A 25,255-nucleotide genomic window follows, 5' to 3' on the forward strand; every position below is an offset into this window, starting at 1 on the left:
ATCACATATAGTGTAAAAAACGACATTTGCAACGCTCTTGAAAGAGGGTGGACCCCGCTCACGTCATGATAGTAACGCCCCAAATAACAGCCAGAATGGTGAAGCGCATTTGAATGGAAGTCGCATAACTATATGAAATATATTGATACAGTCCGATGACATTTTACCCTCGCCCTTTTCAGGGTCTCCTCAATATGTCCCACCTTCTCATAAAAAGAAATAGGTCACATAAAAGTGGCAAATTATCGTCAATCAGCCTCTTCAACAGTCGATGTCTTTTTTTTGTCATACATTAAATGTTTTCTATTGTAAAAAAAGAGAATAACAATAGTAACCGATTATTTCAGGAAGGGGTATGTTTTATGGAAAATGTGGTTGTCACTTTTTTTGACGTGGAGAGCGAGGCATTTCAGGCGCTGGCAGAATTAAAGCAAAAGCAATACCAAAGTAACGACTTCGCATTATCACAGGTGGTTATTTTAAAAAAGGAGAACGAGCAAATCGTCTTGAAAGATGGCTTTGATACAGGCGTTCACTCAAGAGACGATACCTTAATCGGCGGCTTGATCGGTTCACTTGTGGGGGTTTTAGGCGGACCATTGGGTGTACTGCTCGGTTTTGGTGCGGGGGCCGCCATCGGGGCGATAGTAGATATAAATGACCTTGAAGAAGAATCCAGTTTAATTGCGGCCATTTCATCCCGTCTACAAGACAATGATGTTGCGATTGTTTTGGTGATGTCTGACGAATATGATGCCGTCTACGATGATATCATGTCTAAATTTTCCTCTCAAACCCGCCGCTATGAAGCTAGCATGATTAGAGAAGAGGTTGAACACGCACGCGAAATAGAAATGGAGTTACAAAAGCAAGCACGGGAAAAATTACGGGAAGAGCGCTCTGCGGAACGCAAAGCAAAAGTGAAGTCATATAGAGACCGCATTCGCGCAGAAGTGGAGGATCTCAAAAGAAAATTCAAGTCTGTCTGATAAGCTAAAAAAAGAGCGCCGCTGACAATCTGATGACAGCGGCTCTTTCCGGCGTACATAAATAGATGGCGAACCACTATTTTTGTGGCTAGTATTTGATTGGAAATAGCAGTCCGCACATCCCTTAAGGAACTGCCGGATTCATTTCTTTTACCATCTGGACAAACATTGCAAGGAAACGCCTGTCCCCTGTCAACTCAGGATGAAAAGCACTCACAAGGATGCTTCCTTGCTTTGCGGCCACCGGATATCCGTCGTAAGTGGCAAGCACTTCCACCCCTTCACCTGCCGTCTCGATGTAAGGGACGCGAATAAACACAGCCGTCAAAGGTTTACCCAGCCCTTTGACATCAAGCTCCGTTTCAAAGCTTTCTACTTGGCGGCCGAAAGCGTTCCGTTTCACTTTGATATCCATTAATGGAAGATGGGCTTCATCGGAATCGGCGATTTCTTTTGCAACAAGCACCAATCCGGCGCAAGTGCCCAAAATCGGCTTGGAAAAATGTTTAAGTGGCTGAAGAAAACCATATTGATCAATGAGCCTTCTCATTGTTGTACTTTCTCCGCCAGGCAAAATGAGCCCATCTATTTCCTGAAGCTGCTCCGGTTTCTTCACGATGATTCCGTTTAACCCCAAAGCGTTTACTTGTTTCAAATGTTCTATTACCGCACCTTGCAATCCCAGCACGCCAATTGTTGTCATCGTTCGACCTCCCTTCATGTAAAAAATAGTCAAGCGGCAGCACTTCTACCAGCCGCGCTCTTGCATTCTCTCTTCAAGACTGAGCTTATTAATATCGATCCCTTTCATCGCCGCGCCCAATTCTTTGGAAAGCTTGCCGATTAGATCATAATCCGTATAGTATGTCGTTGCTTGTACAATGGCACTTGCGAATTTTTCAGGGTTTTCGGATTTAAAGACGCCTGATCCGACAAATACACCGTCCGCGCCAAGTTCCATCATCAGCGCCGCATCTGCGGGAGTGGCAACACCGCCTGCCGCAAAATTAACAACCGGCAACCTGCCCTCTTCTTTAATTTGCTTAAGGATTTCATACGGTGCTCCAAGATTTTTCGCTTCTGTCATCAGCTCATCATCGTTCATTCTGGCAACTTTACGTACTTGCGCATTGACTTTGCGTATGTGGCGGACAGCTTCCACGATGTTGCCCGTTCCAGGCTCCCCTTTTGTCCGCAGCATGGCGGCCCCTTCCCCGATCCGGCGGGCGGCTTCTCCCAAATCCCTGCATCCGCATACGAATGGTACTGTATAATCACTTTTTAAAAGATGAAATTCTTCATCCGCAGGTGTCAGTACTTCACTTTCGTCAATATAATCTACGCCCATCGCTTCTAACACTCTTGCTTCCACAATGTGGCCGATCCGGCATTTTGCCATAACCGGAATGGATACGGCGTTCATCACTTCTTCAACGATTCTCGGGTCAGCCATTCTGGCCACGCCTCCTGCTGCGCGGATATCAGATGGCACTCTTTCCAACGCCATAACAGCCACTGCGCCGGAAGCCTCCGCGACTTTCGCTTGCTCCGCATTAACTACGTCCATAATGACGCCGCCTTTTTGCATTTGCGCCATTCCTCTTTTAACCGTCTCAGTTCCCAGTTGTTTTCCCATGTTCCCCACTCCTTCAAGTTGTGATTTGTTTCATTTCCCATTATTATAGAAAGTAAGTGACTCTGTTAAAAGTGTCAGTTTTCATAAAAATAACAGGGTCAGATAAGGAGGAGTTAAAAAAATGGATATGTTATCTTGCAATTTAAACCGATCTATAGACGTACCTTTATACGAACAACTCTATTTATATATTAAAAAAGAAATTACCGAAGGCCGCCTGGAGTATGGCTCCAAGTTGCCGTCTAAGCGAAAGCTCGCGGACTTTTTAAAAATCAGCCAAAATACAGTGGAAGCTGCCTACGATCAACTAATGGCAGAAGGCTATGTCGAAGGAATTCCGCGAAAAGGCTATTTTGTGCTTGCCTATGAAGATTTGGAGTATGTACAAACAGCCGCCGCCACCTCATATGTGCCGACAGACGAAAAAGAAAACATGAAATATCATTTCCTTCCCAGCAGGATCGATACGAAACACTTCCCGTTTGCCAAATGGCGGAAATACGCCAAAGACACAATTGACGAACAGCACCACGCACTCCTTTTATTGGGCGACAAGCAAGGTGAATTTGAGCTTCGCCGGGAAATTGCCCATTACTTATATCATGCGAGAGGAGTGCAATGCTCTCCCGAACAAATTGTGGTTGGTGCCGGCAGTGATTTTCTTTTACAACAACTTATTTTATTGTTTCCTAAAAAAACGGTGTATGGAGTGGAAGACCCGGGCTACCATGTCATCTCTCATATTTTAAAAAGCCATCAAAACGAAGTGTATCCTCTCGAGGTCGATGACGAAGGGGTCAAAGTGGATACGCTTGACCAAACCGGGATCAACGTTGTTTATGTAACGCCCTCCCATCACTTCCCATATGGATCTGTCCTTTCTGTCAACCGGCGGATCAAGCTGTTAAATTGGGCGGCGGGTCATGCAAACCGCTACATTATAGAGGACGACTATGACAGTGAGTTCCGCTATAGCGGAAAATCGATCCCCTCCCTGCAAAGCATGGACCATAGTGAAAAAGTCATTTACCTGGGGAGCTTTTCCAAATCACTTATCCCTTCTTTGCGGATCAGCTACATGGTTCTTCCCCAGGAACTATTACAAAGATATAAAGATGCGAACATTTTCTTTTATCACTGTTCGGTCTCTAGGATTGACCAACACATCCTTGCCCAGTTTATGAAAAAAGGGGATTTCGAAAGGCATCTGAACAGAATGAGGAAAATTTACCGCAAAAAATTAGAAAAAACATTGGACATCCTAAAGCCTTATCAGAACAAAGTCGAAGTCATCGGCGAGCACTCTGGCCTTCACATTGTCCTTGTCGTCAAAAATGGCATGAATGAACAAGACCTCGTTCAAAAAGCCGTGAATGCCAAGATGAAAATCCACCCCCTCTCCTCTTATTCACTGGAGAAAAAGGTGGAACATCCGCCAAAAATGATTCTTGGATTTGCCGGAATACCAGAGGATGAATTAGAAGCAGCTATTACATCGTTATTAAAGAGCTGGGGAATTTCATAACAACTGCCGGCTTTCTATTATGGAATTTTATCCCACTAAAAAGTAATATAAAAAGAAAAGGGGGGAATATGAGCATTTTGAATGAACAAGCGAACAAATTAATTCAAAAAGAATTGGGCCGGGCAAAGAACGCCAGTATGGGTCTTGGTGTCATCACAAAAGAACAGAAGTGGGTAAGCGGGCACTTGTATGACGAGAATAGGAACACCGACATCGGTGATTGTATTTTCGAAATGGGCTCCACAACCAAAACATTTACAAGTCTATTATTTGCAAAATTAGTCCTGGAAGGAACCATCTCCCTGGATGAACCTGTTACAACGTTTAAGCCGGAATATAAAAATGCACTTTCTTATAACGGAAAAGAAGTAACATTCCGGCATTTATCCACACACACTTCCGGACTTCCAAGGGAAGATATGAAAAAAATCCGCCAAAGAATGAAAGAAAATAAACAAGATAAAGACAATCCGTATAAACACTTTACCCATGATGACATACATCAGTTTTTCCTGGATTATGACTTAAAAAGAGAAATAGATCAAAAGTGGCGTTATTCCAATATTGGTGTAGGTCTGTTGGGAAACATCCTGGCAGAAATATTGGGAGTAACTTATGAGCAAGCTATCCAATCCCATATTTTGGAGCCATTATGTTTAAAAGACACTTTTATCACAGGTACTGCCGAGCAAAACAGCAGATACGTAAAAGCATATAATCAAAAAAAAGAGCCCATTCGGCCAATGGAACTACCGGCCATAAATGGCGCAGGAGCTTTAAAAAGCAGCCTGCATGACATGCTGCAGTACCTGGAATATCAAATTGGGTTGAAGGAAAGCCCTTTGCAAGAGGCGATGGCATTGACCCATCAAACGCATGGAAAAACCTCCTGGAAAAAAACTAGCATGGGTCTCGGCTGGTTTATTGAACAAGTCAAATGGAGCGAGTTTCCGCTCATACACCATGGAGGAACCACAATGGGATTCCATACATTTTGCGGCTTTATAAAAGAAAAGCAGATTGGAGTCGTCATTTTTTCAACGATTCAACTATCAGCGTGGCGAATCATCAAAATGCTCATAAAGCTCGAAAAAGGAGTAAACGAAGATATCGCGGAGGAAATATTCAAAGCGCACCTTGAGCAAACTTCGTGACTAACTAGCCCAACTCCCCTTGAAAAAGGGATGCCAATTGACAAGAGGCGGCGCGAACTAACCTCAGCGCATGGCCTGATCAATAGTTTGAATATAAGGCAGGCAGCTTTTTTCAAGTTAGAAAATTCACTTCAAAATGTTAAGGCTGAAGATATAGGCTTTTGTAATCATTTTTGGAATATTTTTAGAAGTGCACTCAGCCTGTAGAGCAGTAAATGGTTTTTCTCTACAAGCTTTTTTTATTTATTCGTGATATAGAATCCGAAAAAAAAAGATGCGCCGGCACTTTTTCTTTTCTGTTCATTACCGAAAAAGCGAAAGATGCCATTATTCGGCCACCATCTACTTTTACCAAATGGTTTTGTGGGGAGGCTTTGAATTGTATCGCAGGTATTGTGTAAAAATACAACTGTTGAAATATTGAAAAGAGCATAAGAAAAGACCTCGAATTAAGAGGACGGTTGCTTTTCACTTTTAGTTGCATTCGTTATCAAGTTGAATACGTGGGTTGTTTTTTTGTAACTCATTTACAAATGCCTGTATATCTTTGGGGGAAATCTGAATCGCTTTATACTTTTCGTAACTGCTTCAGCTGCTGGCAATATTACAAAAAGAGGTGTCCTAAAGTTGAAAAATTGACTTATGGACCCCTCTTCCCATTTGTATAATCTATTTAAGAAAAAAAGAAGCAAGAATGGTCTCTTTTATCTATCGTTCTTACGAAAATAGAATTGTAATTTGATACTTGAGGTTATTGCATAACCAATTAGTGCTCACCCTCCACCAGCAAATTCTCAAAGTGTTCCCGGAAATTTCCAGAAGGTAAAGATTACAAACGTCTCCTTTTCTCTTATAAACATTTTTGGTAAAATTAAGTTGTTGGTTGAAGACTTCAAAAGGGGGAGTGACCAGCAATGCTTTTGTTTTTTGGTAAGTTTATCTCGTTCTATTTGATCTGTACAATTGCATTCGCCCTCTACAAAGTAGCGTACTACAACATCAGCAAAAAATTGATTACAAAAACAACTGATGGTACAAAATTGCATTGGTTTTTAAATATATTTGTTAAAAGCGGTAAGAAATTAGATAATGACGATTACTTCTTAATAGGTGCTTTTGCGGCTCTTTGTGCGATTTATTTATAAAATGGTGCTGGGGCAAAACCCATTAAAACTAGAAAAAGAGTGGCAGTTGATGCATGCCACTCTTTTTTCTTTAATTACTTTTGGCTAGTTTTGTCCCAGTCTCTTTCTCACTTCGTAGGATATCCATTATCTTTACAGAAGTCTCTAATCTTCTTATATTTCTTTGAATACTTTCTGCATGCTTTTTTGATCCCATGCGTATAAACATCTTTTAAAAACTGTTGTGCCACTCCCGCTAATCCAAGCGCTGTCAAAATTGCGACTAATTCTTGCAATGAAATGTATACAACGTAAGGTATCGCAGGCGCAATCATAAGCTCCATTTGATTATCGCCATTTACTGCAACCTGTTTCCCTTCCTCTAAAAATTTTACTTGCTCTGTTGGCAAGCTTTCAAAAAACATCGCCATATTTGTTACTTGATCTGCAGAAAAACCAATTTGGAGTGCTTTTTTACGGTCTACAGAGTATGTAAAATCATCATTGGTTTTCAATGCTTCTTTTACAAACTTTCTCGCTTTTTCCAAGTCTTCTTCATCAACATTTTGCACAACATCGCTAACCTCTTGATTGAGCAAACTTTCTGTTGCATTTTGAGCCTGGACTGTAGCCGCTGGTACATTCAGTATTACTGTGGTTAGAAGTGCAAATGCTGATAAAACAATTAACACCCTAGCCTTCATACTTCTCATACCAAAAACAACCTCCTAATCTTTGGTTTATATTTACATGTAATATATTAACATACAACCCAACTATATGGAAGTGTTTTATTTAAATTTTACAAACATTTATTTCTATCTGATAAAACATTAGTGTAAAAGGGGGGGAATGGGTTTATGTACCTATTTACCATATCGACTGGTTCAGCCACAAAGTGATAGATTACGAGTTATCCATTACACTAGGAAAAAAGGGGGTGTCATCCTTCGCCATAGGCAAAGTTTGCAATGAGCCAATAAGAAATTTTTCGTGTGAAATCTGAAGTTGCTTACATGGTAAAAAATGGAACGACCTTAGCCCGGAAATGCTGGGTTAAGGCCGCATTTTATATTTCCACTGTCTACTTTAGAAGAAAAATATTGATTCATACGTTGTTTTTTTCTACCTATCAAAATTACATTAAAATGTTTAGTGGAATTTTTAAGCAACAATGGGTCTGTTTTTAATGGGATTATTTAAACCTGAATTTATGTTTAAAGAAGTACGACTTCATTATCAAAAGAAGTCTGCTACTTATTTAGGTTCTTTTATAGTTGGTTTTGTGTTTGCTGCTGGTTGGACACCTTGTATAGGTCCTATTTTTGCAGCAATTATATACGCGAGCGTTTTAAATCCTGGACAAACATTTGCTAATATTACCGCTTATTCATTGGGGTTTTGTATTCCATTTATCTTAATGGCTCTTTTTATAAGTAAGACTAAGTTTATCCTAAAATATTCTTCTGCCTTAATGAAATTTGGCGGCTTTATCATTGTTATTCTAGGTCTCATGGTTTATTTTTACAAAATGATTTATTTAAATATCTGGGCACCCACTTTGCAATATTTTTTCGAAAGTTTATTTTTTGATTAATTTTTCATCCAGTTTGATCGAATATATAAATTTTAAATGCCGACTATAAAAAAAATTCAGAAGGATTCCTTGCGTAAGAAATTTGAGGTTTAAAGAAAAGACCCCCATTTTGTATAGTACAGGGTGTAAATACATTGACAGGATTAAATAAATGTGATTGGAGGATTCTAATATAAATTAATATATTCTCTTTGTATAGTGTTACTTTTTAAACACCAGCTCCACTAGACACACATATTCAGACATTTTTAACACTTAACTTTCGTTTCATTCGTTCTTATCTGTCAAAGATAACGTTTCCTTCTTGAAGGGTGTTTAAGATAACGCTGTTAACATCCTCATTTAAAAAAACATGACGAGCGGCTTTTATCACTCGTCATGTTCACACGAAAATCTTCGTTTGGCGAGATGTTATTTATTACCCGGCCTCCCATTTCGCAACTTCCTCCCGGACGCGCGGGGCCACTTCTGTTCCAAGCAGTTCGATCGCTTTCATGACCTCATGATGGGGCATCGTACCAAGCGGTACATGGAGCATAAATCGGGTAATGCCGACTTCTTTACGGAGGTGGATGATTTTCTGTGCCACGGTTTCCGGATCTCCCACATATAGTGCTCCCTCAAAACTCCGCGCCGCATCATAGCTTGAACGATCATAGCGACCCCAGCCGCGTTCACGGCCTATTACATTCATCACATGCTGGGTAGACGGGAAAAATGTATCTGCCGCCTCTTCCGTATCCTCTCCTATAAATCCATGAGAATGAGAGGCGACCGGAAGCTTCGACACATCATGCCCCGCTTTGGCGGCAGCTCTTTTATACAGTTCCACAAGAGGCGCAAACTGCACCGGCCTGCCCCCGATAATCGCAAGTACAAGCGGGAGCCCAAGCGTACCCGCCCGGATAACCGATTGTGTATTGCCCCCGCTCCCAATCCACACCGGTAACGGGTCTTGGACAGGTCGTGGATAGATACCAAGATGATCAATGGCCGCCCGATGCTTCCCTTTCCAAGTTACCTTCTCGGATTTGCACAACTCCAGCAGCAATTCAAGCTTCTCTTCAAACAACTCTTCATAGTCATTCAAATCATAGCCGAACAGTGGAAAAGACTCGATAAATGAGCCCCTCCCCGCCATAATTTCAGCCCGGCCGTTTGATATGCCATCAAGCGTGGCGAAATCTTGAAAAACCCGTACCGGATCATCTGAAGAAAGCACCGTGACCGCGCTTGTCAGACGAATCCTTTTTGTTCGGGAAGCGGCAGCCGCAAGCACAACTGCGGGCGCAGAGGCGGCAAAATCCTTTCGATGATGTTCACCAACTCCAAACACATCTAATCCAACCTGATCGGCAAGTACAATCTCTTCGACAACCTCGCGAATCCGCTGAGCATGACTGATCACTTCACCTGTTTGAACATCCGGCGTTGTTTCAACAAACGTGGTCACTCCGATTTCCACTAGTATCCCTCCAATTTTTTAAAGACCGCTTATTTAGTTACTAAAAGTAATAAACTAATCTTGTGATATTAATTTATAAAAATCAAGCATTTTACCTAGTGGCGACCTTCAAAAAGTATTCCTGACGGTTTTTTTTGATGTATCCTTTTACATCATTGCTATGCCTTTGCCAATCTTTCTGATCACAGGTCGCTGGAACTGACCCATCTTATTATTTTAATAAATTTAAACTATGGAAATTATATAAAATAAGCATTATCATATATTTCAAGCATAACATCATCTTAAAAAGAGTCTCTCCCTTCCCTTCAAAGATATTGTTGCACTAATCTGGATGGGAACCACATTAAAATCAAGTGAACGATCTTTATTGGAGGTCATTAACTGATGAAAACCGTACTGATTATAGTCAACATTATGACAGGGCTGTTTGTTGGCATCTCAAGTATTTTAGGATTTTTAATGAGCGGAATAGCGGAAACACCGGAACCTACAAACAACTATTTTTACTTAATACTATTGTTAACTTGGATAATTGGCTTGGTTTTACAATTTAAGCCAAAAACGAGAATCATTGGTTTCATCATCTCGTTTATACCAGTAGCCTATTATATGTATCTCTATATTATGGCTGCTGTTTAAACCGGCAGGTTAGCCACATAAAGAAAAGAAGTAACTGCTCCATTCATTAAGTTTTGTGATATGCACTCGTTAAAAGCTAGTTTTTTCCTCTGTGCAAAATTTAATTTTCATCCTGAAAAGCTTCCAACAATTACATTTTCCAATGATGACAAGTAAAGCAAGAGTCTATATAATCAAATCAACGCTCGTAAATTTGATAGGGTTTGAAACAAAAGTTTGACTCCAACCAATAACCAATTTCGATGAATGGTACTAGCAAATTTACACAAGGCCAATGTCGTGCACTCTACGAGTATTACGGAAAAACGTTCATTGCCTACAAGCGTGAAAGCCTCCTCGACCCATCCCGCAACGAATGTCTCAGGATTTTTTCATCGTACACGACTGATTATATGCAACATGATTGCCCATCCTCATGGAAAAAATCGCAATTTGGAAAGAAATTATTTTATATTATCTTTCTGCAATCTGTAAAAAAGAAATAGATTGATCACTCCTAGTTTGTTAGTTGGCTCGATAAAGCGAAATATTCCAAAGAAAGCCTGTTTCGAGTTGAAATCTTGTGAGTCTCTGTTAAACTCCTTTTTTAATTCAATATCCCCGATTCTTTCACCATGAATGGAACACAACAAAAGATATAATAAAAACCTTCATAAAACGTTTATTAGCTTTTTTCAAATGATAGATGTTCAGAACACGCAGTCATTAAAGACCAGTGAACATACCATAGAAAGAATCGCCGCCACAAAAATCGGACACAGCTTTCTTTTACATAGCTGTATCGGAAAAAGAAGGAATGAAACAGCTTGGACGTGGTGTTATACGGGCGGCATATATCCAAAAAGAGAATAAAATGATTTTACGAAGATTGGCTGAGCTTTCTATGAAAACATGCTTGTGAAGATGATTCAGGAAGACCAAAAGTCCATCTTTGGAATCTTAGGAGAACATGAAGTTTCAATACGTACATTAAAAAGAAGGAGTCTGTGACACAAATAGCAAAGGCCGAACAATTCATTTATAATTGTTCGGTTTAATTGTGTTAAAAAAATCCCTATCATCGCTACGTCAACATATTTCGCTTTCCGCGGGCACGGCTTCAGCTTCCTCGGAAAGCAAAGGTCGCTTTCCTGCGGGATCTTCAGCTCGAGCTATTCCCGCAGGAGTCTACCTATTTTGACTACGCTAAAAGCTTGCGTATTATACACTGGGATAATTGATCCCGCATGTAAGGTGCCGTAAGACTCCCACTTCAAAATCTTAAGTGAATACAAAAGGTCTAAGTGGGAGAAAACGGCACCTAAATGCCCGATTGGTTCAACTAACATTCAGTAGGAGATGGAAGAAAACGCCTACTGAATGAAGTTTCACTTTATCCCGCAACGTATTTACTCATGTCCCAGCCCTACTCTTTCTTTTACCAAAACATCTTTGTTTTTGGCTTCACTCACCCGTAAATGCTTTAAGAGTCTCATTTCTCACAAAAGCCTTTTAAATCTTTTTGACAAACTCCGATTTTAGTTTCATGGCGCCGATGCCGTCAATTTTACAGTCTATATCATGATCCCCTTCAACGAGGCGAATATTCTTTACCTTTGTCCCCATTTTTACGACTGACGAACTTCCTTTTATTTTTAAATCTTTAATGACTGTAACGGTATCACCATTGTGTAATACATTGCCGTTGGCGTCTTTGACTACTTGCTCTTCTTCCATATTGTCTGCTTTCATTTCCGGATGCCATTCATGGGCACATTCCGGGCAAACAAGAAATCCTCTATCCTCATACGTGTATTCAGAATTACAATTTGGGCAATTGGGCAAATTGGTCATCTTCTCATTCCTCATTTCGCTATTTAACATTTTCAAAAAAATATAGTTAATTGTTTCCTATATGCCTATACTGTCACAGTCTTCCTGTAATGACAAGCTCCCCCTTACGAAATACCCGTTTGGAGAGCAATATAAAAAGTGACGCCCTTTTTTCCAAACTTGCGAGCGAACTCGGCTGTATAAAAGCCAATCCAGCCATAACAGTCAGATCATTCAGTAAATCCCCATCTCGCTTTTCTCTAAAGCTGTAATGAAAGGCATTAGAAAGCACCTCCCATCGTTTGATCGTTTCTCACGATGGAGGGTGCCATTCACAAAGGTGCTTATTTGATCTTAAGTAGTACAAACATATCTGCAAAAAACTGATTGTCATAATGACTCACAGAAGTAATGAGCAAATCCATTCTTACTTTGTCGTTCTCACGGGTAACAGTTGCTTTCTTTACAGACAGCATTTTGGTGCCTCCCCCGTAACTTTCTTCATCCTCAAGGATTTCAGCAAACACTTCTTTTGTATGAACCTTTATCAGTTCGGCGTTCTGTTCATCGACCAAACGGAGGATGATATCATCGCTTTCCAATTCTTGCTTCAATATATAATGTACGTTATTGATTTCAACTGGAACTTGCTGTACTTCTTTACTATTAACCGTCAGTTGAACCATTCGATCGTAAGGTTCTATATTCACGACAGGGCTTTCCTGCCAGTCCAGATCGGCATATTGTGATTTACCGCCCCCGTCTATTCCATCGTATACTGCTTGAAAACCGAAGGTTTTCTGAAAGTGATCATCGTAAAGAATGTTATCCGGCAGCCAATCAATTTTTTTCAGATAATCCATGCTGTCCAAATAACTGACCGTTCTCGTAATCGTTTTTTTATCTTTCTCGGATATGGATGAGTTCGGTACAATTTTGCCCTCTTCCAACATGCCGTTCTCAGTCAGAGTATCTTTCAGGACATTTATCTGGTTGGTTCGGCTGACTGTAAACGCATCTATGGGAGGAATGATCGATATAGCGGAAAAAACGATCAAAACAGCCGCAATCCAGCCATTTTTTCGAACAGGGAAAAAGCTGAATATAATGCCTGAAATGAATGCGAAAATCCCAAACATAATGACATAATAGCGTCCATGAGTCACTCCTGCTTCCGATATTTTTAAGATCGAAGCAATCGTTTGAAACAGTACGATCGGAATGAGTACCTTCGGAAAAATTCTCCTGAATATCATTGCGGATTGATTGTCCAGGCTGCTGGCCAGAATACACACGAAAATAACGGTAATCGTATAGGAAACAAGCATCGGTTCAAGCAGGTTATTCGTCCAAAAATCCCCGCGAATATTTAAAAGGACATAAACAAATAAAATAATGGTGTACACCGCAGTCAGCGGAATAATGACGTAAGAAATCAAAATACCCAGCGTTTTTGGAACCGAAATGGCCCTTTCCATTTTTTCAAGTTGATCTGTTGATAGATTCGTATCCTTTTTCCCTGGATAAGGGGGCGTAAAGGACAAAAAGAAGATCGGTGCAAACAAAGAAAAAATGATGTTTAAGGCGTGAGAGTAGACTTTATAATGTATGGAAAAAAGAAGCTGATCGATCGCAAAAATGATGGTGCTGACGCCTCCAGCGAGAACGGCTGAAAAAAGCGCCGTGATAAAAAATGCTTTAAAAGCGGACATAAAGCTTTCATTAAAGGTTACCTTGCTTTTAATAGCGGGAACCCAAATAAAAGCCATGAGCAGTGCAAACATGGCAACAGCCGTTTTTATGCTAATTTCGATATTAAATGCGGATGCCGATGGAATCATAAAGTAATAACCAGCAGTTAAAAGGATCGCGCCGCCCATCAGCATAAAGCGTTCACTTGCCTTTGTGCAAAAACGCTCATACACGTGCTGGCCAACAACACTCAGCATGGCTCCGACCACAAACGTAAAAAGATACTTTGAAAAATCTTCCTTTTCATTTTGTATGGAAATCACGTTCACTGTTGCAACAGCCACAAGAAAAAGCATCGTTAACGGGTAGCGGTCAACAGCCTTCACGACTCCAATCAACTTATTTTTTAAGCGTTCAATCACGAATCACATCACCTTTCTTCGTTTGTCCAAACGCGATATTACCTTGCCGATTGCCTTTTTAAAAACAATTGCCTCCCTCTCCATTGTATAATAGTTTTTTAAAAGTATGAAATTGGTAAAAAACATCTGTCAAAAACCATTCGACAACCTCTTTCAGCTTCAACGCGATTTTTTCAATTCGATCATCAAAAAATGACTAATACCCAAGCAAATGCCTCCTTACGGTAGCGATTCAAGATAATCGGCACCTGATTCATTGCTGGTTCGATCTCATTACCGATCAAGGAAGAAGCTTGCGGAGCACTGCAAACAAAAAAAGTACCTGTCACCTGTTTTCCCGGATTCTATAGGCACAAAACAAAATAAAAAAGCTTGGAGAGAATCTGCTTTCTCTACAAGCTAAAACCCGTTCACAAAGTTCATTCTCCAACAGGCAAAGCGTTATTTATATAATTCCTTGGACCCTTAATATGATTTCGGCAATAATGGCTGAACCGAGAAAAGTTCCCAAAAAGGCCATTAATGCAACTATTACGCTTCGGACACCAAGCTTCCTAAAGTCGGCCCAATTTTTTCCTATTGATATTCCTGCATAAGCAAGAATGGGAGTAGCAAGAGCCAGCATGTTGATATGATTCGTCCATTCCACTACATAGGATGATCCTGGAAACCAAGGCATGGAAATAATGATTCCGATAATCCCTATATAACCAACACTTGGTACATTGCCCGGTAATATTTTCTCAAGTATCAGTCCCAGTATACTGACACAAATTAAAAGCAACATTCCGGGAATGGCCATGATCGGAAGTACATCATACCCGAGCCAATTTCCAAACGCGGCCGATACACCAAAAACGAGCAATACCAAAAACCATTCACGAATATCTTTAAGCACTAAAATGCTCTCCTTTCCCTTCCTTGGATTTTCCTCTCCTCCTTGTCAACAATGAATAGTATTTTTCAGTTAGCGGCAAGCCAATAAAAATACTCATATATAATCCAGTGGAAAGAGAAAGCAAATTGCTTGCGCCGGCAAATGCGATAATTTGATTCTCCATATCCGGAAAAGCAGCAATTAAGGAACCGCTTGCGGCTGCCATCATGCTTCCGCTTCCGACCCCGGACGCCATGGCGAATGATAAAGGGTGCAGTGGGGTGATCGTTGCTAAAAAGCCGGCAAGCAATCCGAGAAAAGCGGCGCCAAATACAGTTCCAAAAATATAGACAGCCATCACACCCCGGCCTTCCGGTGAGTCAAAGCCGTATTTGTTTACAATTAATCCGACGTTTGGCTCCCTTCCAATCGAATGAGTCATCCCAATACTCTCCCTTTTAAAGCCTAGTAAAACGGCAAGCGGAAGAGCTAAGAGGATCGTTCCCAAATTGCCAAGCTCCTGGAGTAAAAGAGCCGGTCCTGCTTCAATAAGCGCGGGTATCTGAGGCCCTATAATGACACCAATCTTCGCAATTAAAAGGGTGACTCCCAAAACAATAAGCGGCTCAGCATTTTTGGCCTGTTTTTCCTTCATGATCGGTGTAAAATAAAGCCCCAAACCAAGGAAAAATGCGTACAACATCGGCAGAAGGAGAATCACTCCCGCGCCTATTTTGATACTGAATTGTCCTACCGCTTCAGTAAGGCATACAAGAACAAATACAATAACATGCAACCGCCAGTCCTTTACAATTTCAAGCCTGCCAGAATCCCCCATCCCATTTTCCCCCTTTCTTGCTTGTCCATTATTCTTCCTGATCATCCAAATCTCTTAAAATACAGCTTACCGCTGTCATATCGAGATGGCCCCAACCCTTTTTTTGGGCCTCCGCAAAAATGCTTCTAATAAGCGGACTCAACAATGTGCCCGCACGTTCTGATTTCGTAAGTCTAAAAAATAAATCAACGTCTTTTTGCATATGATTCAGCATAAAGACAACCTTCTCATGGGACTGTTCTATTATATTGGGGCCAAATACGTACATCACTTTGTTTTCCGCTGAACTCTTTTGCATGATTTTCATCATTTTTTGAGGATCGACTCCCACTTTGCCTGCGATGTGTAGCGCTTCCGACATTAATAATGTAATCCCTGCCACCACCATATTGTTGCAAAGTTTGACCACTTGCCCAGAGCCGCTTGATCCTACATAATGGATTTCTTTTCCAATAGCCTGCAAAATCGGAAGGATTTCTTCAAACCTGTCTGAATCTCCTCCCGTCATAATGGTTAAAGTTCCTTCCTGAGCCCCTTGTGGCCCATTCGAAACAGGACAATCAAAAAAGTTGACTCCTGCTTCTTTACATGTTTCAAAAAGTTCCTTCGTCACATGTACGTCCGTTGTACTCATGTCAAGTATAGCCGCGCCCTTTTTCAGTCTGGGAAGAATTCCCTCTCTTCCGATGATTGTTTCCTTAATCAGCTCGCTGGCGGGCAGTGACAATAAAAGATAATCAAGATGTTCGCCCATTTCCGTAAAATGGGAAACAGGCTGGGCTCCAAGCTCTTTCATTTGTGTTTGTTTTTCCAAATCAGGATCATAGGTGACAACACGGTATTGATGTTTAAGTAAATTTTTGACCATGCCACTTCCCATTGCTCCGCAGCCGACAACGCCAACTATTTTCACCGCAACCATCTCCTAAGCCTTCATATAGACTGTTTTAATGTCTGTCCAAAAATCCAATGCCGTGCTACCTTGTTCCCTCGGCCCTATACTCGACTCTTTTTTGCCGCCAAATGGATAATGGTTCTCGAAATAGGTAGATGGGAGATTTACGTGTGTCACACCAGATTCGATATTCTTTACAAAATGCAAGGCTTTTTTCAGATCTTTTGTATAGATGGTAGAAGATAAACCGAAATCAATTTGATTGGCCACTTTTAATGCTTCTTCATAATCCTCAACTGCAATCACTCCAATGACTGGCCCGAAAATCTCTTCTTTTGCAATGGTCATTTCGGGCTTTACTCCACTAAAAACGGTTGGTGCCACGAAATATCCTTTTGCCAAATCCCCATTGGTAAGCCGGCTTCCCCCCGTTTCAAGCGTTGCTCCTTCTTCCAGTGCCAATTGAACATATCGTAAATATGTGTTCATTTGATTTTCATCTATCACCGCGCCATTTACCGCATCTTTCGCAAATCCATTTTTAATTGTCAGGGATTCCGCTTTTTCGACCAGCTTACGAGTCACTTCTTTTGCGATAGACCTAGGCACAATCAATCGGCTCGTTCCCGTGCAGCGTTGGCCATTATCATAAAATCCACTAATGACAATACTTTCAATCGCCTTGTCTATATCGGCGTCCTCCAGAACGATGGCCGGATTTTTCCCTCCCATTTCAGCTTGCATTTTTCCTCCATGTCGTGTTACAGCTTTGCCTAAAGTTATTCCCACATCGGTAGAACCGGTGAAAGAAACAGCTTTCAACTCTTTGTTCTCGCCGATTTCCTTCCCTACAACCGATCCTTTGCCCGTGACCATATTAATAACTCCTCCGGGAACTCCCGCTTTTTCAAACAACTCCATCATTTTTACACTGATCAAAGACGTAGTACTTGCGGGCTTGAAGACAACGGTGTTTCCCGCAATGATGGCCGGAGCAATTTTCCATATCCCAATACCAAGCGGAAAATTATAAGGAGCAATTACGCCTACTACTCCCAATGGCTCACGTATCGTATAAGCAAAAATATCAGGCTGATAGGAAGGTAATGTTTCTCCGGCAAGCCTTGTTGCTTCACCGCTGAACTGCTTCATTGCCTGGATCGTCTTTTCTACTTCCCCCCGTGCCTCCCGTATGGCCTTTCCCACTTCCTTTGTAATCATGTGGGCGAGTTCTTCCCGGTTTCGTTCCAGTTCCCCAATCAGATTAAATATGACTTCGCCTCTTACCGGGGCAGAAGTATTTTTCCAAGCAGGAAAAGCTTCTTTGGCCACAGCAATCGCTTTTTTTACATCGTTGATAGAAGAACTCTGAAAATAACCCAATACTTCTTCGGTATTTGCCGGATTAATGCTTTTATATACATGATCACTTTCTGAACTTACCCATTCTCCCCCGATATAGTTTTTGTAAATCGGTACCTCCGCAATGGTTTTGTTTCCTAATAATTGATCCATATTTAGTCATCCACTCCCAATATCGTAATCGTTTTCAATAATTGTAATTCTTTGAAATATGGAGTGGAATGTGTGATAAAACAATCATTCGCTTGAATGTTTGTGTAGCATCACAAATCTGTATTGATAAATTCAAGAATTTCCAAAGCTGTATGAATGTTTTTCCAATCCCTGCCATTTTGTAAAGAAATCCCCAATATTCCTTCCGCTTTCCTCAAGCGATATGACAATGTATTGGGATGGATGACAAGCATATTCGCAACTTCTTTATGCTGTCTGTCCATGTTCATATACGTTTTTAATGTGTGAAATTCTTCCTGATAATTCTTGTCGAGTAACGGACCCAGCTGATCATCCACAAATTTTTTTAAAATCGGGAAATCCAAGCTTTGCCACAGTCTGACAGTTCCGAGCTCGGAATAAAGAACGAGCGGCCTTTGCTGTTCCCTTTTTGCATAAACTACAGATTCTACCGCTTCCCTGTAAGAGATGACGAGATCATGAATTGGAACACCATTCCCGACACCAATAGTTATGTTCTCTGCTTGTTTGCTCTTCTTCAACAGTTGCTTCTTAAATTCCCGCAAAGATTCCTTACTTATATGTGACACCAGAATGATGACGTCATATCCCCTTGTTAAAATAACACATTGAGGCTGGATTCTTTTCATGCAGTCTTCGACATATCTGATAAAGTGCTCCTTCTCAAAAACGGTCTTAGGGTCCCATAATGGAGCAATCTTTCCAGAAATAATGATGCAAGTAACCTCTTGAAATTCACCTAAGCCCATTTGTTTTTGATTTTTTAATGTATGGGCAAAAGGCGCTCCTTCTAAAATTTCATGAAATAACTCATCCTTGATGTGGACATCCCTTTCAAAAATCGCATTTTGTTTGATTAGCTCCAATGCCATCGCTGTCGCGGCCTGTTGTAAAGCAACAAGTTGCAACTTGGTTAGATGATGGATCGGCTTTCTGATTTGTAGATATCCAAGGGTTTCATGCGCCGAAATAATCGGAAATTGGTTACCATCCTCATCGTTGATTTCACTGTAGTACACCGGCTCATCTAATATACGCTCTAATACTTTCATAATTTGGGAAGTGCCGCTGCCTTCCAATAAAATTTTAGTAAATTTTTCATGAACATCGAGAGAAAAATGTAACTCTTCATTTCTTCTATTCAAATCCTCAAATAATTGAGCATTGACAATGGCAATAGCAGCCTGACTGGCAATAATCTCAACTAATTTTCCTTCTTCGTCACTAAAAACTTCTCCCTTTTCGTCAAAATTATCAACGGCAAGCACCCCAATGCATTCACCCTTATAGAGTAGAGGAGAGCAGATGACACTTTGTATATCACGGTTATATACACCTCGTTGCAAATAACGATGATTTTCTTTACTCATCGTTTTCATATATGTTTTTACCGTTTCACCGCACGCCGTCATAGTCGTTTTCTTTTGAAAAACAGTACCAGTCAATGACTCACCTGGCCTAAATGTAACATGACGTATCGCCTCTTTGTGAACCCCCATTCCATCGGCAAAGTGCAGAAGACCATCGTCCTCCAGATAATACAAAATAACGGTATCTGCTTGATCAATCAATTCAAATGCCGATTGCACCAAACGACTTAAAGTTGTTTGTTTATCCAAGCTTTGGGTCAACATTAAATTCATTTCAAACAACTTCATATCCTTTGAAACATTTTCCATGTTTCTCCTCCCCATCTTGTTTGAAAAATATATATATCATTGTACTTAACAAAAAAGAGAATACCGAATGAATGGTATCATTTATTATTTCGTTACCCAAAGCCTTGAACGAAACAGAAGGCGGCGGTAAAAGCCCGTTTCTCGCGTGCCGATGATGGATGATGCTCCATCGTTCAAACTTTTCTCCCGAATAAATGATTACAACAAGAATGGAAATACTACTTTCTACAGACATTCTGGCTTTATAACTTGTACTAAATTGGAGGTCAACATGGATCTTGCACATCTGTTCATCGTGATTGGCTTTATAACTAGCATCTTTGTCATTGGAACAATCATCTTTCTTTTTGCATATTTGCTTCTATTTGACAGAAATCAGAAGATGCATTCCATCTTAAGGAATTATCCGGTGCTTGGCAGGGTCCGGTATTTTCTAGAAAAAATCGGGCCGGAAATGCGCCAATATTGGTTTAATAGCGATACAGAGGGAAGGCCTTACACAAGAGACGACTATGAACATATTGTGAGGAGCGCAAAATATAAGCGGGCTGCGATCGGGTTTGGCTCTAAACGTGACTTTGAAGAAGAAGGCTATTACGTCCGAAATGATCTGTTTCCAAAACTAACAGAAGAATTGAAAGTAGACACTGAAACCTTGGCATTGACCCAAAAGTATTTACTTATTAAGGACCCTCTTTTTACACAAAGGGTTGAAAAATGGGAGGAGGATAAGTCATCGGCGTATCTACTGCACGATAATGATGCTGTCGTCATTGGAGCCGGGCTCAAGCATCCATTTATCCTGAAAGGGCTTATCGGCATGTCGGCGATGAGTTACGGGGCACTGGGAAAACATGCCATTACTGCTTTATCAAAAGGACTCTCCATGGCAAAAGGAACGTGGATGAATACCGGGGAGGGAGGATTATCCCCCTATCACCTTGAAGGCGGCGTTGATCTTATGGTGCAAATCGGGCCCGGCTTATTTGGTATTCGAAACCCGGACGGGGATGTCGATTGGGAGGAGTTAAAAAGAAAAAGCGAAATCCCGCAAGTAAAGGCCTTTGAAATAAAACTGGGGCAAGGCGCAAAAGTCCGCGGCGGCCATATTGATGCGGAAAAAGTAAATCCAGAGGTAGCCGCCATTCGCAAAGTAAAGCCATATACATCTTTGGACAGCCCAAACCGTTTCCGTCAATTTCACGACGTTCCAACGATGTGCGACTTTATTGAGAAAATCAGAGAAACGACCGGAAAACCTGTCGGAATCAAAATAGTCATTGGGGGAAACGACAGCGTTTTAGAGTTGGCAAGTTACATGCGAAAGACGGGAAAAGGACCGGATTTCATTTCAATAGATGGCGGTGAAGGCGGAACGGGAGCCTCTTATCAAGAACTGGCAGACAGCGTTGGTTTGCCTGTGAAGTCGGGCCTTCCCATCCTCGTATCCACACTTCAAAAATACGGCGTCCGGGATCGCGTCAAAATAATTGCGTCCGGCAAGCTTTTTACCCCGGACCGGGTGGCTATAGCGCTCGCCATGGGCGCCGATCTTGTGCAAATTGCCAGAGGCTTCATGATATCTGTCGGTTGCATTCAAACATTAAAATGCCAATCCAATATCTGTCCCGTTGGAGTTGCCACAACCGACCCTTTACTGCAAAAGGCATTAGTTATTGAAGAAAAGAAGCATCGGGCCGCCAATTATCTCATCACACTCCGAAAAGGGCTATTCCGGATTTCCGCAGCCGCCGGATTGGATTCTCCCGTTCATTTTTCTCCCAAACACGTCATGTTTAAAGACGATAAAGGTGTCGTCCATTCATTGGAAAACATTATGAATGAAATTGAGCAACAAATAAAAATCCGGGAGGAACAACATTCTACTTTGTTTTGAATGGCTTCTTTGACCCCCCGATATTGGTGGAGAACCGGAATACGAAAGAGACAATACAAATAGACTCGATGTTAAGAAAAAGGGTGACGTCAGATAAACATATTGTAAAAACACAAAATAAAAAAGCTTGTAGAGAAAGAACAGCTACTTTCTCTACAAGCTGAGCCTGCCTTTCTTATTCAAACCATTGAATCGGTTGAGGATTCAGGCTGATATTGATTTGCTTTGTTTCCTGGTATTCATCCAGCCCATAAGTCCCAAGGCTTCTGCCGATACCGCTCTGTTTGTAGCCTCCCCACGGAGCCTGGACGTTTGTCAAATGGTAGGTATTCACCCACGTAATTCCTGCACGCACTTTTTGAATGACGCGCATGGCTTTATGTTGGTCTTTGGAAAATACCGCGCCCGCAAGACCGAATTCTGTATCGTTTGCCAGCTTGATTGCTTCTTCTTCGTCTTTGAACTTTTGGATGACCACTACGGGACCGAAGATTTCTTCCCGGACGATCCGCATGTCACTGGTTACATCTGTAAAAACGGTCGGCTCGATAAAAAAGCCTTTCTCCATCCCGTCCCGCTCTATGCGCTTCCCTCCGCATAAAAGTGTGGCTCCTTCTTCTTTTCCAATCCGGATATATTCCAAAATGCTTTCCATATGCTTTTTACTGACGATCGCGCCCACTTCCGAGCTTTCTTCATTTCCCGGCCCGACTTTGATTGCTTTGGCTCTTGCCACATATGTTGTAACAAACTTGTCGTAGATGCCTTCTTGCACCAAAATGCGGCTCCCTGACGAGCAGACCTGTCCAGCTCCCATAAAAATACCGAAAAGCGCATAGTCAACCGCTGTTTCAAGGTCAGCATCATCAAAAATAATATTCGGTGATTTCCCTCCCAGTTCGAGGGAAACTTTTTTCAGATTGCCTGTTGCCGCCTTCATAATCTGGCGTCCAACGCCCGTGCTTCCCGTAAAGGAAACAATGTCCACATGATCGCTTTCAGCAATCGTTTGACCAACGATGGCTCCTGAACCCATCACTAAATGGGCCACTCCCTTGGGTAAACTTGTTTGATCCATCAGCTCAAACACTTTTACAGCCGTCAACGGGGTGATTTCAGCCGGCTTTAAAATAATGGAGTTTCCCGCGGCTAAGGCGGGAGCCATTTTCCAGACGCTCATCAATAGCGGGAAATTCCAGGGAACAATTAAGCCCGCAACCCCCATTGGTTCTTTTACGATCATCGTTTGCATATCTTGTGACGCTTCATATATTTGTCCATTCGGATGATTGAGCAGTCCCGCATAATAGCGGAAAGTGTTAGCTGCCTCAGCAGCATCCGCTTGTGCTTCCCGTCTTGTTTTCCCATTGTTTTGCATTTCCAAATCCGCAAGCTCGTCCATACTCTCTTCCATTTTTTCAGCGATCTCCAGCAACGTTTGCGCCCTTTCTTGGGGAGTCCTTTCTGACCAAACGCCGCTTTCAAATGCTGTTTTTGCCATATGAATCGCTTTTTCTGTCTCTTCCTTCGTCGCTTTCGGTGCTTTGGCGATGATTTGCTGATTGGCAGGGTTTAAGATATCCTGCTTGTCCGGATTATTAGACTCTATCCATTCTCCGTTTATATATAGTTTCAAGTTTAGTGTCATAACCATGATGCCTCCTGTTTTCAGCTTTTCATGCAGACGATCATTCTCATGTTCCAAAGAGGATGACGACAGATTGTTTATTCCCCGTGCGGACGGAAAGATGCGATATATTCCTCGGAGTCTTTATAATGGAGCGTACCTACTGCCTCCACATCAATAACAACCATATAAGGTTTTTGGCTGGCAAGCGCGTTTGCCAATCCTTTTTCAAATTCCTGAACGGAACTTGCTTTTTCTGCTTCAAAGCCCATTGATTTTGCCATCATGACGAAATCGGGGTTTTTCAAATCAACAGCCGCGCGTCTGCCGTAAGCGGCTTCCTGGTAGTATCTTAAAATACCGTAGCCGCCATCATCGAATAGCAGGACAATAATGGGCGCATCTTCTTGGGTCGCCGTAATCATTTCACCGGCATTCAACATAAAGCCTCCATCGCCCGCGATGAGTACGACCGGCTTATCCGGCTGGCCAATTTTGGCACCGATTGCCATTGGCAAGCCCTGTCCGATTCCTCCGCCTGCCATGTAAAGGTAATTTCTCGGCTCGTGGACGTCAACCAGTTTATTCCCCCAAGTATAGCCGGGGATCGTCACATCCGTTATCAGGACTGTATGATCAGGAAGCTGTTCACGCATAATCGCAGCTATATCACCATAAGGCTTAATGGAACTGCAAAGATCGTCACGCACTGCTTGACGGACAGCCTTGACTTCATCCACATAAGCGGTATCCGGCGTTAATTCCCTCTCGGCCAGCGCGTTGTTGATCTCTTGCAAAACTGCCTTGGCATCGCCGACCAATCCATAAAGTGTATCAAAGTTGCGGTTAAACGCATTTGGATCCGCATCAATATTAATGTGGTTTTCAGGTAACGGAGATGTCCAGCCATTTGTCTCTCCACCACGGAAACGGACGCCTATGCTGATCAGCAAATCCGACTTTTTCAAGAGCTCCTCGAACTGCGTAAAAAACGCAAAATTGCCGATACAAAGCGGGTGATTTTCGGGAATGGAGCCTTTTCCCGCCTCACTTGTCACAACAGCAGGCTGGATTTTTTCAACCAATGCCAGAAGTTCCTCCGATGCGCCTGAAGCAATGACGCCATGACCCGCCCACACAATCGGCCTTTTGGCTGTTGCAATTTTTTCAACTACTTCGGCCGGCAGATTAATTTTCACTTTCGTATCTTGAACAGTTCCTACTTCTATTAATTGATTGCGCGGAATGATCAGCGGCTGGAAATTTGTTGGAATTTGTACAGTAATAGGCCCTGTTGGAACTGTTAATGCCTCTTCGATCGCTTTACGCATAAATGGCGTGATCTGCTTCGGTCTCTTCAAGAGATACGCCGCTTTGTTCGCCCCATCCATCATCTTCAATTGATCTTTACATTCGTGGATATAACGTTGATCTGTTCCAATGTAATGGGAATCTGCTTCCCCTGTGATATGGAGAAGCGGAGTACCGGCGTTCCATGATTCCGTCAATGAACCCGCGCCATTTCCCGCACCGGCTCCCGTGCTCGTTAGCACAACTCCCAATTTCCCTGTCGCACGAGCATAGGCGTCAGCCATATTGACCGCCCCGCTTTCTCCGCGCGCAGTGACGATGCGGATTTTTCCGCTGCGGAGCATCGCATCATAGATCGGCATGTTATGAATACTGACAATCCCGTAAACTACCTCAACTCCCGCTCGCACCAACTCTTCCACAATGGCATCTGAAACTGTGTATGCTTTTTGATTATTCATGATAAGCCCTCCCAAGATGTTCATTCTTTATTTCTTTCTATCGTAAAAACTTCAT

General features: G+C 41.9%; 19 protein-coding genes. 6 read left to right on the plus strand and 13 right to left on the minus strand.

Annotated elements, in window-relative coordinates:
* Positions 1–362 precede the first annotated feature (362 nt).
* Entirely contained in the window at positions 363–989 is a 627-nt protein-coding gene (locus tag JOC94_RS07490) for a DUF1269 domain-containing protein (protein WP_077112551.1), read from the plus strand.
* Between the two features lie 124 nt (positions 990–1,113).
* Here the strand turns inward: JOC94_RS07490 and pdxT are convergent, their stop codons facing one another.
* Together pdxT and pdxS are read right to left on the minus strand one after the other, a co-directional pair.
* Positions 1,114–1,692, minus strand: a complete 579-nt coding sequence (gene pdxT, locus JOC94_RS07495) for a pyridoxal 5'-phosphate synthase glutaminase subunit PdxT (protein ID WP_077112553.1) — start codon at positions 1,690–1,692, stop codon at positions 1,114–1,116.
* 45 nt (positions 1,693–1,737) lie between these two features.
* Positions 1,738–2,625, minus strand: coding sequence for a pyridoxal 5'-phosphate synthase lyase subunit PdxS (gene pdxS / locus JOC94_RS07500; protein WP_077112555.1), 888 nt, complete (start codon positions 2,623–2,625; stop codon positions 1,738–1,740).
* 121 nt (positions 2,626–2,746) lie between these two features.
* Here pdxS and pdxR point away from each other — a divergent pair, with 121 nt between their 5' ends.
* Positions 2,747–4,150, plus strand: a complete 1,404-nt coding sequence (pdxR, locus tag JOC94_RS07505) for a MocR-like pyridoxine biosynthesis transcription factor PdxR (protein WP_077112557.1) — start codon at positions 2,747–2,749, stop codon at positions 4,148–4,150.
* Between the two features lie 68 nt (positions 4,151–4,218).
* Positions 4,219–5,304 carry a serine hydrolase domain-containing protein gene (locus JOC94_RS07510; RefSeq protein WP_077112558.1) on the plus strand — a complete coding sequence of 362 codons (1,086 nt, stop codon included), beginning with the start codon at positions 4,219–4,221 and terminating at the stop codon, positions 5,302–5,304.
* Between the two features lie 1,252 nt (positions 5,305–6,556).
* Here JOC94_RS07510 and JOC94_RS07515 read toward each other — a convergent pair.
* On the minus strand, positions 6,557–7,141 hold the full coding sequence (locus JOC94_RS07515; protein ID WP_077112565.1) for a hypothetical protein: 585 nt from the start codon (positions 7,139–7,141) through the stop codon (positions 6,557–6,559).
* Positions 7,142–7,617: 476 nt separating this feature from the next.
* Here JOC94_RS07515 and JOC94_RS07520 point away from each other — a divergent pair, with 476 nt between their 5' ends.
* Positions 7,618–8,025 (plus strand): sulfite exporter TauE/SafE family protein, encoded by a 408-nt coding sequence (locus JOC94_RS07520; RefSeq protein WP_205178982.1) that lies wholly within the window; start codon positions 7,618–7,620, stop codon positions 8,023–8,025.
* A 418-nt stretch (positions 8,026–8,443) separates the two neighbouring features.
* Here the strand turns inward: JOC94_RS07520 and JOC94_RS07525 are convergent, their stop codons facing one another.
* A complete protein-coding gene (locus JOC94_RS07525) occupies positions 8,444–9,490 on the minus strand; it encodes an LLM class flavin-dependent oxidoreductase (protein WP_077112569.1) in 1,047 nt (348 codons plus the stop codon).
* 387 nt (positions 9,491–9,877) lie between these two features.
* Here JOC94_RS07525 and JOC94_RS07530 point away from each other — a divergent pair, with 387 nt between their 5' ends.
* The gene (locus tag JOC94_RS07530; protein ID WP_077112571.1) at positions 9,878–10,132 is read left to right on the plus strand and encodes a hypothetical protein; all 255 of its coding nucleotides are present in this window, start codon (positions 9,878–9,880) and stop codon (positions 10,130–10,132) included.
* Between the two features lie 1,491 nt (positions 10,133–11,623).
* Here JOC94_RS07530 and JOC94_RS07535 read toward each other — a convergent pair.
* The 7 genes from JOC94_RS07535 to JOC94_RS07565 form a co-directional block, all read right to left on the minus strand.
* The gene (locus JOC94_RS07535; protein WP_077112573.1) at positions 11,624–11,965 is read right to left on the minus strand and encodes a zinc ribbon domain-containing protein YjdM; all 342 of its coding nucleotides are present in this window, start codon (positions 11,963–11,965) and stop codon (positions 11,624–11,626) included.
* A gap of 323 nt (positions 11,966–12,288) precedes the next feature.
* Entirely contained in the window at positions 12,289–14,058 is a 1,770-nt protein-coding gene (locus JOC94_RS07540; protein ID WP_077112575.1) for a DUF4153 domain-containing protein, read from the minus strand.
* A gap of 445 nt (positions 14,059–14,503) precedes the next feature.
* Positions 14,504–14,956: a hypothetical protein gene (locus JOC94_RS07545; protein ID WP_077112577.1), complete on the minus strand. Its 453-nt coding sequence runs from the start codon at positions 14,954–14,956 to the stop codon at positions 14,504–14,506.
* The gene (locus tag JOC94_RS07550) at positions 14,949–15,773 is read right to left on the minus strand and encodes a DUF3100 domain-containing protein (RefSeq protein WP_077112701.1); all 825 of its coding nucleotides are present in this window, start codon (positions 15,771–15,773) and stop codon (positions 14,949–14,951) included. The genes JOC94_RS07545 and JOC94_RS07550 overlap by 8 nt, the downstream gene beginning before the upstream one ends.
* Before the next feature lie 28 nt (positions 15,774–15,801).
* Positions 15,802–16,686: an NAD(P)-dependent oxidoreductase gene (locus JOC94_RS07555; protein WP_077112579.1), complete on the minus strand. Its 885-nt coding sequence runs from the start codon at positions 16,684–16,686 to the stop codon at positions 15,802–15,804.
* A gap of 12 nt (positions 16,687–16,698) precedes the next feature.
* Positions 16,699–18,183: an aldehyde dehydrogenase family protein gene (locus tag JOC94_RS07560; RefSeq protein WP_077112580.1), complete on the minus strand. Its 1,485-nt coding sequence runs from the start codon at positions 18,181–18,183 to the stop codon at positions 16,699–16,701.
* Between the two features lie 110 nt (positions 18,184–18,293).
* Positions 18,294–19,904, minus strand: coding sequence for a helix-turn-helix domain-containing protein (locus JOC94_RS07565; RefSeq protein ID WP_077112582.1), 1,611 nt, complete (start codon positions 19,902–19,904; stop codon positions 18,294–18,296).
* Between the two features lie 271 nt (positions 19,905–20,175).
* Here JOC94_RS07565 and JOC94_RS07570 point away from each other — a divergent pair, with 271 nt between their 5' ends.
* Complete coding sequence (locus tag JOC94_RS07570; RefSeq protein ID WP_077112586.1) at positions 20,176–21,801, plus strand: FMN-binding glutamate synthase family protein; 1,626 nt, start codon at positions 20,176–20,178, stop codon at positions 21,799–21,801.
* A gap of 175 nt (positions 21,802–21,976) precedes the next feature.
* Here the strand turns inward: JOC94_RS07570 and JOC94_RS07575 are convergent, their stop codons facing one another.
* Complete coding sequence (locus JOC94_RS07575; RefSeq protein WP_077112588.1) at positions 21,977–23,449, minus strand: aldehyde dehydrogenase family protein; 1,473 nt, start codon at positions 23,447–23,449, stop codon at positions 21,977–21,979.
* Between the two features lie 77 nt (positions 23,450–23,526).
* The gene (locus tag JOC94_RS07580; protein WP_171973939.1) at positions 23,527–25,200 is read right to left on the minus strand and encodes a thiamine pyrophosphate-binding protein; all 1,674 of its coding nucleotides are present in this window, start codon (positions 25,198–25,200) and stop codon (positions 23,527–23,529) included.
* Positions 25,201–25,255 lie beyond the last annotated feature (55 nt).

It is taken from the genome of Siminovitchia thermophila (genome assembly GCF_016909185.1).
GTDB lineage: Bacteria > Bacillota > Bacilli > Bacillales > Bacillaceae_C > Siminovitchia > Siminovitchia thermophila.

Coding starts and splice junctions, on each gene's coding strand:
- JOC94_RS07490 (WP_077112551.1), top strand. CDS start 363: ATGGAAAATGTGGTTGTCACTTTTTTTGACGTGGAGAGCGAGGCATTT.
- pdxT (WP_077112553.1), bottom strand. CDS start 1,692: ATGACAACAATTGGCGTGCTGGGATTGCAAGGTGCGGTAATAGAACAT.
- pdxS (WP_077112555.1), bottom strand. CDS start 2,625: ATGGGAAAACAACTGGGAACTGAGACGGTTAAAAGAGGAATGGCGCAA.
- pdxR (WP_077112557.1), top strand. CDS start 2,747: ATGGATATGTTATCTTGCAATTTAAACCGATCTATAGACGTACCTTTA.
- JOC94_RS07510 (WP_077112558.1), top strand. CDS start 4,219: ATGAGCATTTTGAATGAACAAGCGAACAAATTAATTCAAAAAGAATTG.
- JOC94_RS07515 (WP_077112565.1), bottom strand. CDS start 7,141: ATGAGAAGTATGAAGGCTAGGGTGTTAATTGTTTTATCAGCATTTGCA.
- JOC94_RS07520 (WP_205178982.1), top strand. CDS start 7,618: ATGGGATTATTTAAACCTGAATTTATGTTTAAAGAAGTACGACTTCAT.
- JOC94_RS07530 (WP_077112571.1), top strand. CDS start 9,878: ATGAAAACCGTACTGATTATAGTCAACATTATGACAGGGCTGTTTGTT.
- JOC94_RS07535 (WP_077112573.1), bottom strand. CDS start 11,965: ATGACCAATTTGCCCAATTGCCCAAATTGTAATTCTGAATACACGTAT.
- JOC94_RS07550 (WP_077112701.1), bottom strand. CDS start 15,773: ATGGGGGATTCTGGCAGGCTTGAAATTGTAAAGGACTGGCGGTTGCAT.
- JOC94_RS07560 (WP_077112580.1), bottom strand. CDS start 18,183: ATGGATCAATTATTAGGAAACAAAACCATTGCGGAGGTACCGATTTAC.
- JOC94_RS07565 (WP_077112582.1), bottom strand. CDS start 19,904: ATGGAAAATGTTTCAAAGGATATGAAGTTGTTTGAAATGAATTTAATG.
- JOC94_RS07570 (WP_077112586.1), top strand. CDS start 20,176: ATGGATCTTGCACATCTGTTCATCGTGATTGGCTTTATAACTAGCATC.
- JOC94_RS07575 (WP_077112588.1), bottom strand. CDS start 23,449: ATGACACTAAACTTGAAACTATATATAAACGGAGAATGGATAGAGTCT.
- JOC94_RS07580 (WP_171973939.1), bottom strand. CDS start 25,200: ATGAATAATCAAAAAGCATACACAGTTTCAGATGCCATTGTGGAAGAG.